Annotated in this window: 8 protein-coding genes and 1 riboswitch; of the genes, 4 read left to right on the top strand and 4 right to left on the bottom strand. The window is 60.7% G+C overall.

What is annotated here, in order from left to right; genetic code table 11:
• The first annotated feature begins 304 nt into the window (after nucleotides 1-304).
• Nucleotides 305-1,402: a DUF2865 domain-containing protein gene (locus FY112_RS04565; protein WP_151517823.1), complete on the top strand. Its 1,098-nt coding sequence runs from the start codon at nucleotides 305-307 to the stop codon at nucleotides 1,400-1,402.
• 117 nt (nucleotides 1,403-1,519) lie between these two features.
• Here the strand turns inward: FY112_RS04565 and FY112_RS04560 are convergent, their stop codons facing one another.
• Both FY112_RS04560 and bluB read right to left on the bottom strand, forming a co-directional pair.
• Nucleotides 1,520-2,266 carry an SDR family NAD(P)-dependent oxidoreductase gene (locus FY112_RS04560; RefSeq protein ID WP_065282462.1) on the bottom strand — a complete coding sequence of 249 codons (747 nt, stop codon included), beginning with the start codon at nucleotides 2,264-2,266 and terminating at the stop codon, nucleotides 1,520-1,522.
• A gap of 201 nt (nucleotides 2,267-2,467) precedes the next feature.
• Nucleotides 2,468-3,154, bottom strand: coding sequence for a 5,6-dimethylbenzimidazole synthase (gene bluB, locus FY112_RS04555; protein WP_151517822.1), 687 nt, complete (start codon nucleotides 3,152-3,154; stop codon nucleotides 2,468-2,470).
• Nucleotides 3,155-3,196: 42 nt separating this feature from the next.
• Nucleotides 3,197-3,385, bottom strand: a riboswitch (cobalamin riboswitch).
• Between the two features lie 366 nt (nucleotides 3,386-3,751).
• Between bluB and FY112_RS04550 the strand changes: the two genes are divergently transcribed.
• The 3 genes from FY112_RS04550 to FY112_RS04540 all read left to right on the top strand — a co-directional run bounded on the left by FY112_RS04550 (nucleotide 3,752) and on the right by FY112_RS04540 (nucleotide 7,711).
• A complete protein-coding gene (locus FY112_RS04550) occupies nucleotides 3,752-5,626 on the top strand; it encodes a methyl-accepting chemotaxis protein (protein WP_151517821.1) in 1,875 nt (624 codons plus the stop codon).
• A 60-nt stretch (nucleotides 5,627-5,686) separates the two neighbouring features.
• A complete protein-coding gene (locus tag FY112_RS04545; protein ID WP_151517820.1) occupies nucleotides 5,687-6,268 on the top strand; it encodes a hypothetical protein in 582 nt (193 codons plus the stop codon).
• A 381-nt stretch (nucleotides 6,269-6,649) separates the two neighbouring features.
• Nucleotides 6,650-7,711, top strand: coding sequence for a 3-deoxy-7-phosphoheptulonate synthase (locus FY112_RS04540; RefSeq protein WP_151517819.1), 1,062 nt, complete (start codon nucleotides 6,650-6,652; stop codon nucleotides 7,709-7,711).
• On the opposite strand, the gene FY112_RS04535 is transcribed toward FY112_RS04540, so the two are convergent.
• A complete protein-coding gene (locus FY112_RS04535) occupies nucleotides 7,708-8,535 on the bottom strand; it encodes a TolB family protein (RefSeq protein WP_131718574.1) in 828 nt (275 codons plus the stop codon). The genes FY112_RS04540 and FY112_RS04535 overlap by 4 nt on opposite strands.
• Before the next feature lie 44 nt (nucleotides 8,536-8,579).
• Nucleotides 8,580-9,720 (bottom strand): NAD+ synthase (locus FY112_RS04530; protein WP_246700604.1); only part of this gene is annotated, 1,141 nt, incomplete at its 5' end.

The raw sequence follows: 9,720 nt of genomic DNA, 5'->3' as shown, positions 1-9,720 counted from the left end.
CTGGCAGCCCGACTGTCGTTGCGGGGGAGCTGAGTTCGTTGGCAATTCCTGTCATTTTCGACGTCCGGATATGAGTACGTTCCCCAAGCGACCCAGGAGATTGGAGTGGGCACTTGGCCTCGTTGATTACCATCGGCAGCTTCTTCATAATCGAACACCAGGTCTTTGGCGGTCCGCTGGATAAAGTCGCGAAAATACGCTAGGAATTTATCCCAGCTTATTAAGAGAAATACCCTAAGAGAAACCGGTGGCGATCAACGCTGCAATCGACCGATCGATTCTTTGCTCATTCCGGGACGACGCCGTGAAACGCCGAAACCTGTCTCTTGCCCTTCTCCTTGCCCTTGCGGCGCCGGCCGCCGCGCAAAGTAGCGCCGTCTGTGAGGACCTGCGCGGCCGCCTTGCCGACCTGCCGCGATCGATCGGCAATGGCAACGGCCCGGAGGCGCGCCAATATGCGAGCGCCATGGCCGAACAGAACCTCGAGCTGCGCAAAGTTCGTAACGAGCTGCGCAGCAATGGCTGCACATCGGGCAGCATGGTCGTGATCGGCGGCGAGAATGCCGATTACTGCGCCGAGCTCACGCAGGCCGAAGCCAGGATGATCGACAATATTCGCTATCTCCAGGACCGCCGCAGCGAACTGGCCGGCCAGAACGGTGCCGCTGACGGCGCGCGCCGCGAACTGATCGCCGCTCTCGACCACAACGGCTGCAACAGCGAGAATTTCTACGCGCCGAGCGATCGCAGCGCCGCCGACCCCGCCCCGAGTGTCGAGGAACAGGCGATGCGCACCGATACCTTCATCCCACTCGGCGGCGGTGAAGAGATCGATCCGCGTTACGGCCTGCCGAGGGCCGAGATGCTCTCGCCGGTCAGCACAATGTGCGTGCGCAGCTGCGACGGCGGCTTCTTCCCGATCAGCTCGAACGCCACGTCGGTCGATTTCGGCCGCGACGCTCAGACCTGCGCCAAGATGTGCCCGGGCATCGAGACCGAACTGTTCTATCGTGACGTGACGAGCACCGAAGCCTCGAACATGATCTCGGTCGCAACCGGCACGCCCTACAGCGCCATGAAGAACGCCTTCGCCTACAAGAACCGCACGCCCGGAGAAAAGTCCTCCTGCGCCTGCAATCTCACCGCCTATTACGAGGAGATGCGCGGCAAGCAGGCGTTGAGCGAACCGCCGCAGCAGGGCTCGATCACCACCATCCGCACCAATCCGCCGGTAAAGGATGCTGCAGCGCAGATCGCACCGCAACCATCGACCGAGCGACCCTACGATCCGACACAGAACAAGGTCCGTCAGGTCGGCCCGCAATTCCTCGCTGGCGACCAGGGTTCGATCGACCTCGCCAATCCGGCAGCGCCCGGCCCTCAGCCGCAACAGCAGCGGTGACCGAGCAGCTCAAACGGCGGTGACGAAGCTATCGCGGCGTTGTGCCGGGGTGCTTGAGATAAAGCCGACGTCAGGTGAACTTGCGGCGGGATGTCAATGCGGGTCGCTTGAGCATGGTCAGTAGGTCGTACGACCGCCGCTCAGGTCGAACGTCGATGCGGTGGTGAAGGAGTTCTCTTCGGAGAGCAGCCAGACGACCATCGAAGCGATCTCATGAAGTTCAACAAAACGGTCGCGCGGAATGCGCACGCGCATATATTCGATAAATTCCGGTGTCAGCCCGTCCAATATAGGTGTCTTTGCTGTGGTCGGCGTTACCGCGTTCACGGCGATCCCCGTCTTTGCGAGTTCCTTGCCAAGAGACTTGGTGAAGCCCAGCACACCGGCTTTCGCTGCGCTATAGGCAGCGATGTTCGGATTTCCTTCCTTGCCCGCCACCGAGGAGATGTTCACGATCCGCCCGTAGTCGCGCTTTAACATGACCGGAACGACGTGGCGGCAGCAGTTGAAGGTTCCCGTGAGGCAGACATCGACAACATCTTTCCACTCGATGACATCATATTCAATCGTGGGCTTAACCGGACCGGTAATCCCCGCGGAATTGACGAGGCCGTCGATACGGCCAAAAATCTCCTCGGTCGTCGCCGCCGCGTTTTTCACTGATTGGGGATCTGCAACGTTGACACCGAAAGCGACCGTGCCGGAGCCGAGAGCGGAAGCGCTGTCCTTCGCCATGTTTTCGTTCAGGTCCCAGATGGCCACCTTGCCACCAGACTGGATGACGCGCTCTGCGATCGCGTAGCCGATGCCGCGCGCACCGCCTGTGATCACGATGATGCGTTCCTTCAAGTCGATCATGTTCATTGGGCCGTTATCCTCCGATCGATCCGCCGATAGCCGAATATCATTTGGAATTTCCGGGATTCGCCTTCAGCGTATCGATATAAAAGCCCGGAATAAAGATACCTCGCCCTCGCCCGGCGTCGGCGATACCCCGACATCGGTTTGCTCACCTTGACTGTCAATGGTGTGACTGTGCGATTGAGGCCACGCTCGACCACCACCCTAGGTGTTCAGTCCCCATCCATCATGAAAGACGAGTTCCTCGAGCGGCAGCCGCTGCCGCCAGCCTTTGACGGAGAGTTCCGGCTCGTCATAGAGCCGATCGACGAAACCGGCACAAAGCCAGGCGACCACCTCGATATGCTCGGGTATGCCGAGAATGCTCTTCAGATCGCCTTCGCGAAAAATGCTGACCCAGCCGATGCCGACACCTTCCGCCCGCGCCGCAAGCCAGAGATTTTGGATGGCGCAGACTGTGGAATAGCTATCCATCCTGGAATTGTGCGTGCGCCCTAGCACGACGCTGCCGCTGCGGGTGGGATCGCAGGTCACGCATATGCCGAGCGGCGCCTCAACGATGCCTTCGAGCTTGAGCGAGCGGTAGGCTTGCCGCCGTTCGCCCTCGAACATCAGCGCCGCCTCCTCGTTGGCGCTCGCGAAGGCATCCCGAACGCGCGCCCGCACAGCGGCACTTTTCACCAGAATGAAATTCCACGGCTGCATGAAGCCGACGGAGGGTGCGTGGTGAGCGGCCGTCAGCAGCCGCTGCACAACATCGTCAGGCAAAGGATCGGGTCGAAACTGGCTGCGAACGTCGCGCCGCGTCATGATCGCGTGATAGACGGCCTCGCGTTCGGCCAAGGAAAAACCGGACGCCGCCGAAAGGGCATCCTCATCAAAGGGTCGCATCGTCAAATCCCCAACAACGCAACCGCCCCGCCGTCCGCGCGGATCGGTCTATCTTTGTCAGGCCGGTTTTCTGACTTGGCGTCATCCGTCTGCCGCAGCCTTCCCGGCAAGAAGCCAGTGGCGTGATGAAGCGGCAAACGTCGGCCTTACAGCGTTGGGCACGTTCCGGTCTTGCACCGGATTCCCGATTCTCCCGCCTTACCGGCGGGCACCTGACGGCGCATCTATTTCAGCAAACCGGCGCGGCGGCAAGCCGCGAACCAGATAGTTGATTCCAGCCGCGCGCCAAGCGGTGCCATCTGTCTCTTTTCTTCGGCCGGGGCGTAGGGAACACGGACGCGCGACACACCTCTTCTCCCCAGCGGGGCGAGGCAGATCTCCAGCGGGCGCAATAGCGAAATAACACGCGTGTGCTCCGGCATCCCATTCTACTTTATGATTTATTCACATATCAAATACACACTGCGTTTGCGCGTTTTGGGTTGCTATCCGGACATGGGCATGAGGGCTCGTGATGTGACCGTCAGCGTGGATGCCCGTATTGAGACGCCGGTCGGGAACATCTCCGACTGAGCCGCAATTCTAGGCTGCCGCGGAATGTTCCAATTTTTGAAAACGATGCCTCTGACCGCCAAGCTGGCGGCGATTATCGTTGCCGTCAACCTCTGCGGCATTTCCGCCTTCGCCACCTATACCTGGATGTACGAAACCCGGGCATTGATCGATGGCGCCAAGGCCAACTGGTCAAAGGATGCGGAGCAGTTTGCCTCTCTGGCCGCCGGCGGCGTCAAGTGGGGTAAGGCGAATGCCGTCCGTGAAGCTTATTCGCTCTACCGCGACGACCCTTCGCTCGATCTCGTGCAATTTGCCGCATTCAACGCGGAACCTGCCGCCGTCGACACATGGACACGCGATGGCATCAACGGTTTGCCCGCACCGGCCGATCTGGCCAAGAGCCTCAGTGCAAAGCCGGAAAAAACGACGATCGATGACGGCGGGATATCCGCCGGCGTGGTCACGATCATAGCGCCGCTCCCGCTCGACAAATCAGGAAAAGCCACCGGCTATATCGTCACGAACTGGTCCGTCGAAAAAATCGCTGCTGAAGTCAGGCAGAAGGTTCTCGTTTCGCTGCTCACGCAGTCGCTGATCACCGCCTTGGCCGTCGTCGCCTTCCTTCTCGCCATGCGCAGCCTTGTTGGCCGGCCCATCAGGATCCTCAGTGAGAGAATCAGCGCATTGCAGAAAGGCGATCTGGCCTCTCCCGTCGCCTATAAGGAAAATGGCGACGAGATCGGTTTTCTGGCACGCGCGTTGGAAGTCTTCCGCCACGAGGCAATTGCGAAGGTCGAAAGAGAGCAGGCCGCTGCCGAGCAGAGCGCCTCGCTCGACGCCGAACGGGCGCGCAACACGTTGTTCACGGAAGAGGCCAGCAAAACCCAACGGCTGGTCATGACCGCTCTCGCAAATGCATTGGAAAAGCTTGCCGCCGGCGACTTCTCGATACACCTGGCCGATCTCGGCCCCGAATTCGATAAATTGCGGCAGGATTTCAACAACATGGTCGAAGCGGTCGCGGCCGCGCTGACAGAGATCAAGACCGCGTCCGTGGCGGTCGAAGGTGGGTCAAGCGAGCTGGCCTCCTCCGCAGATCAACTCGCCAGGCGGACCGAGCAACAGGCAGCAGCATTGGAACAGACCGCCGCAGCACTGGATGAGGTGACCACCACGGTCAGAACTTCGTCGCAGCGCGCCGAAAATGCCGGCAAGCTGGTCGAGGAGACAAAGCGGAGCGCCCATGTCTCAGCGACGGTGGTGCGCGATGCAATCGGCGCGATGGACCGTATTCAGACCTCGTCTAGCCAGATCGGCCGCATCATCGGCGTCATCGATGAAATCGCGTTTCAGACGAACCTGCTGGCGCTGAATGCCGGCGTCGAAGCCGCGCGTGCCGGCGAGGCCGGCAAGGGTTTTGCGGTTGTCGCTCAGGAGGTGCGTGAACTCGCCCAGCGGTCGGCAAATGCGGCAAAGGAAATCAAGAACCTTATCAACGTATCCGGCCAGGAAGTTGCCGCGGGCGTCGGGCTGGTGAACGAAACCGGCGACGCCTTGCTGAAGATCGAGGAGCAGATCAACCGCATCAGCGACAGTATCGCTTCCATCGTCCAGTCCTATCGCGAACAGGCGACGGGCCTGCAGGAAATCAACGGTGCGATCAACCAGATGGATCAGGCGACGCAGCAGAACGCGGCAATGGTCGAGGAAACCAACGCGGCCTGCCAGGAACTGCTGCAGCAGGGACGCCTTCTGCAGGACTCGGCCGGCAGGTTCGTCGTCGGCGCATCTACCGCCAGCCAGCCCAAACCCGTTCAAGCTGCCCGCCAACCGCGTCCCGAGCCCAGAGTCTTCACGCAGCGACATGTAGGCAATGCCGCCGTTGCCGCTGCTCCCGGTGCCTGGGAGGAGTTCTGACGTCGTCTGCATCCGATAAGCCGTAGTTCTCAGCAACCTATAATCAGGAAGGAAACACTTATGAAGAAAATCGTGCCCGCATTTCTTTTGGCCTGCGCTGCATTTGCCGTGCCCGTGGGCGTATCCATGGCGCAGGATGCCAAGCTTGCCCCGATCTCCGACTACGTGACGAGCGACGTCAAGCCCTGGCTCAACGACCCTGCCATCATCGAGGCTGTCAAGGCGCAGAACGCTGCCAACGCCAATCTCAGCGCGGGTGATGTTGACGCCCTCGACAATAAGTGGCGTGCCGAAGTCGATGGCTCCGACCACTCGATGATCGACGGCGTGCTCAACAATGCACTGTCGAAATTCCTTCAGGGAAAGAAGGAAGCTTCCGGCGGCAAGATCACGGAAATCTTCGTCATGGATGCAAAGGGGCTGAATGTCGGTCAAAGCGACACAACATCGGATTATTGGCAGGGCGACGAGGGCAAGTTCCAGAAGTCTTTTGGCGCCGGCAAGGAAGCCGTCTTCGTCGATGAGATCGAAAAGGATGAGTCGACCCAGACACTGCAGTCGCAGGCAAGTGTGACGATATCCGACGACAAGGGAACGCCGATCGGCGCCATCACCGTCGGTGTGAACGTCGACGCTCTCTGAACTCGGGAACGACATTCGAAAGCAATGAAAACGCATATCGCCCGGAGCATGCACGGTTCGGGCGATATGGATAAACAAAGACTTGCAAGACGTCGCATGAGCGAGATCGAGTGCGACGTGCCCTCCACAGGGGGTATGGTGCCCCGCAAGAGCATCAGCTTTTCAGGCAGCAAATTCTACGTGACAATGCCTGATCTTGGCGCTACACACGCCTCATGTCGATCACGTCAACCTACGCCTCGGGATTTTATTGGTACCGCTGCTCCCAGCGGATACGGGTCCATGCGTAACTGAATTCGACGCGACGACAACCCGAACAGCCGCTAGTCTACCTGGCGGCTTTTTTGTTCCGTGCGGGTATGACCAAACAGGAGCCATACCGTGTCTGATACCATTGATGATCTGCGTATCGTCGAGATCACCCCGCTGACCAAACCCGCCGATATCATTGCGGAAATCCACCGCAATCCTACTGTCACCGAGACCGTGACCAGCAATCGTGATGCGATCCACAAGATTCTCCAGGGCGAGGACGATCGCCTGATCGTCGTCATCGGCCCCTGCTCCATCCACGACCCTGTCGCCGCCCGGGAGTACGCCGCGCGGCTGGAAGAGCAGCGGCGTCGCTTCGCCGGCGATCTCGAGATCGTCATGCGCGTCTATTTCGAAAAACCCCGCACGACCGTCGGCTGGAAGGGCCTGATAAACGATCCGCATCTCGACGGCAGCTACCGTATCGAGGAGGGGCTGAGGATTGCGAGACGCCTGCTGCTCGATATCAATGCCATGGGTCTTCCGGCCGGCGTCGAATTCCTCGACACCATCACGCCGCAATATATTGCCGATCTCGTCAGTTGGGGCGCGATCGGCGCGCGCACGACCGAAAGCCAGGTCCACCGGCAGCTTGCCTCCGGCCTTTCCTGCCCGATCGGCTTCAAGAACGGGACCGACGGCGGCGTGCGTGTGGCGCTGGACGCCATCCTCGCCGCCTCGCAGCCACACCATTTCCCGGCCGTAACCAAGGACGGACAGGCGGCGATCGCCTCGACGAGGGGTAATGAGGACTGCCACATCATCCTGCGCGGCGGCAAACGGCCGAACTATGAAGCGGCCGATGTCGAAGCGGTGACTGGCGAAGCCGTCAGACTCGGCGTCGCCCCGCGCATCCTCATCGATGCCAGCCACGCCAACAGCGGCAAGGACCCGATGAACCAGCCGCTCGTCGTCAAATCCGTCGCCGCACAGATTGCCGCCGGTAACAGCGACATCAAGGGCATGATGATCGAAAGCAACCTCGTCGCCGGCCGCCAGGATCTCGTCCCTGGCAAACCGCTGGTCTACGGCCAGTCCATCACCGACGGCTGCATCGACTGGCATATGTCGGTCGCGGTACTGGAAGACCTGGCTAAATCCGCCCGCGAGCGCCGCCGGACCCGCGCTTAAGCAGCCGGGAAATAGCGGACATAGGCGAACTCTTCGCCGTCAGGAGACCAGCAGGGCACGTTGATCGTGCCCTGCCCCCCGAAAAGCTCGAACAGCGTCTTCAGATTGCCGCCGTCCATATCCATCAGCCGCAGCCGCACGTCGAGATCGCGCGGATGGTCGAACACCGATGGGTCGTAGGATAGGAGCAGCACCATGTCGTTGTTGGGTGAAGGATGGGCGAACCAGTTGCCCTGATTGTCCAAAGTCACCTGCTCGAGCCCGGTGCCATCGGGATGGATGCGCCAGATCTGCATCAGCCCGGTGCGGCTGGAATTGAAGTAGATCCATTGGCCGTCGGCGGAATAGTCCGGTCCGTCGTTGCGACCCTCGCCATGCGTCAGCCGCGTCTCGGCGCCGCCGTCGACGGAGATGGTGTAGATATCGAAGAGGTCGTCGCGGATGCCGCAATAGGCGAGCTGGCGCCCGTCCGGCGACCACCCATGCCAGTAGGATGGCAGGTTCTGGGTGATGAGCCGCGGCGTGCCGCCTTCGATCGGCAGGATATAGATCGCCGACTTGCCGAATTCGGTCTTGTCGGAAATGACGATCTCAGTGCCATCGGGCGAAATGCCGTGGTCATTGTTGCAGTTGACGGCAAAGCCGGTATCGACCTTGACCACCTCCCCGCCATCGAGCGGCAACCGGTAAAGCAGCCCGTCGCCGTTCAAGAGCAGGTAGGAACCATCAGGCGAGAAGTTCGGCGCCTCCACCAGCCTGTCCGTTTGCCAGACCTCGCGGGCCCTGCCCGTCCTGACATTGTAGATCTCAACCGAGCTGCGCATGTTTCCTCCCGAAAAGCTTGATGCCGTCAGCGATCTCGATTGCGTCAGCGGTCCCTGAACCGGTTGGTGATCGGATAGCGCCGGTCGCGGCCGAAATTCTTCTTGGTGATCTTCACGCCCGGCGCCGATTGCCGGCGCTTGTATTCGGCGAGATAGAGCAGATGCTCGACCCGGTGAACGGTCGCAACATCATGGCCGCGCGCGACGATCTCCTCGACCGCCATCTCCTTCTCCACCAGGCATTCGAGAATATCGTCGAGCACGGGATAGGGCGGCAACGAATCCTGGTCCTTTTGATCCGGACGCAGTTCGGCCGACGGCGCCTTGTCGATGATATTCTGCGGGATTACCTCGCCGGAGGGGCCTAGCGCATCCGGCGGCACGTTTTCGTTACGCCAGCGGGAAAGCGCATAGACCTGCATCTTGTAGAGGTCCTTGATCGGATTGAAGCCGCCGTTCATGTCGCCGTAAAGCGTGGCGTAGCCGACCGACATTTCCGACTTGTTGCCCGTCGTCACCACCATCGAGCCGAACTTGTTGGAGATCGCCATCAGGATGACGCCGCGCGCCCGGCTCTGCAGGTTCTCCTCGGTGATGCCGCTGTCCGTACCCTCGAAAAGATTGGAGAGCGCAGTGCTGAAACCCGTCACCGGCTGTTCGATCGGCACGATGTCGTAGCGGCAGCCGAGCGCCTTGGCGCAATCGGCCGCATCCTTCAGCGAATCCTCGGAGGTATAGCGGTAGGGAAGCATGACGGTGCGCACCCGCTCCTCGCCGAGCGCATCGACGGCGACTGCCGCGCAGATCGCAGAATCGATGCCGCCGGAAAGGCCGAGAACCACGGTTTTGAAGCCGTTCTTGTTGACGTAGTCGCGAAAGCCGAGCAGGCAGGCGCGGTAATCGGCCTCCTCGCTTTCAGGGATATGCGCCATCGGCCCTTCGGCGCAATGCCAACCATCTTCGCCGCGTTTCCACGTCGTCACTGCAAGCGCCGTCTCGAACTGGCTCATCTGGAAGGCGAGCGACTTGTCGGCGTTGAAGGCGAAGCTCGCCCCGTCGAAGACAAGTTCGTCCTGGCCGCCGAGCTGGGCGGCATAGATCAGCGGCAGGCCGGTCTCGATCACCTGCTTCAGCACCACCTGATGGCGGATATCGACCTTGCCGCGATAATAGGGCGAACCATTC

The sequence above is a fragment of the Rhizobium sp. PEPV16 genome (assembly GCF_008919455.1).
In the GTDB taxonomy this organism is placed as follows: Bacteria; Pseudomonadota; Alphaproteobacteria; order Rhizobiales; family Rhizobiaceae; genus Rhizobium; species Rhizobium leguminosarum_Q.
The sequence above is the reverse complement of the archived record's forward strand: the minus strand, read 5'-3'. Positions and strand labels throughout refer to the sequence as shown.

Coding starts and splice junctions, on each gene's coding strand:
- FY112_RS04560 (WP_065282462.1), bottom strand. CDS start 2,266: ATGAACATGATCGACTTGAAGGAACGCATCATCGTGATCACAGGCGGT.
- bluB (WP_151517822.1), bottom strand. CDS start 3,154: ATGCGACCCTTTGATGAGGATGCCCTTTCGGCGGCGTCCGGTTTTTCC.
- FY112_RS04545 (WP_151517820.1), top strand. CDS start 5,687: ATGAAGAAAATCGTGCCCGCATTTCTTTTGGCCTGCGCTGCATTTGCC.
- FY112_RS04535 (WP_131718574.1), bottom strand. CDS start 8,535: ATGCGCAGCTCGGTTGAGATCTACAATGTCAGGACGGGCAGGGCCCGC.
- FY112_RS04550 (WP_151517821.1), top strand. CDS start 3,752: ATGTTCCAATTTTTGAAAACGATGCCTCTGACCGCCAAGCTGGCGGCG.